Origin of the sequence: Halorubrum tibetense, from assembly GCF_042661865.1 — an archaeon.
In the GTDB taxonomy this organism is placed as follows: Archaea; Halobacteriota; Halobacteria; order Halobacteriales; family Haloferacaceae; genus Halorubrum; species Halorubrum tibetense.
Window position 1 is genome coordinate 1 of sequence record NZ_JBHSWW010000541.1, and the last position, 875, is coordinate 875.

Genomic DNA, 875 nt, shown 5'->3' on the forward strand with positions numbered 1-875 from the left:
GGACTCCGGCGACCCGCTGGCGATCACGCTCGTCGGCTTCGACGACGCCACGGACACGGTCGGGGTCCGTGTCGACGGGACCGAGATCGAAGCGACCCGGGCGGAGCTGCCGTTCATCGACGGAAGCGCGCGGTCGGGGCGGCTACCGACGTATTCCGACGAGTAAGGCCGTCGTCGCGGGCGGCTCTCCTGCCGGACCGTCGACTGGATCGCGGATCAGAACACCAACCGAACTGCCGAGTAGACGCCGAAGCCGAGCACCAACGACCCGACGAGCGACGCGACCCACGCGAGCACCGTGTACCCCATCTTCGACCGGCTCACACCGGCGTCGCCGGCGGCGTAGCCGGCACCGACGATCGCCGAGACGATGATCTCGTTGAACGACACCGGGATCCCGAACGCCACGGCCGCCTGCGCGATCGCGAACGAGGGGATGAGCGCGGCGATCGACCGGCGCGGACCCATGGACGCGTAGTCCTGTGCGATCGCCTTGATCATCCGCGGCGCGCCGGTCCACGACCCGGCGAGCAAGCCGAGGCCGCCGCCGACCAGCAGCGCCCACAGCGGCACGTCGACATCGCCGAAGATCGGGACGAGGGGTCCGATCGCGAGCCCGACCTGCGATCCCCCCGCGGAGAACGCGACCAGCCCGCCCATCGCGAGCAGGAATCGACGCTGTGCGCCCGCCCGGTCCCGCCCGATGTCGAGGTACACAGTCCCGGCGACGAGCACGGCGATGGCGACCGAGACGAGCGGGGTCCCGGTTCCGTCCGGGAGCCCGAGACCGATACCGACCGTGGCCGCGATGGAGGCCTGTTCGCCGGCCGGCCCGAGGAGCGCGAACCCGACGTTCGCGAGGATAACGCCGACGA

Annotated in this window: 1 protein-coding gene; it reads right to left on the bottom strand. The window is 71.2% G+C overall.

The features are described 5' to 3' along the window. Nucleotides 1-216: 216 nt before the first annotated feature. Nucleotides 217-875 (bottom strand): inorganic phosphate transporter (locus tag ACFQEU_RS16835; protein ID WP_379784008.1); only part of this gene is annotated, 659 nt, incomplete at its 5' end.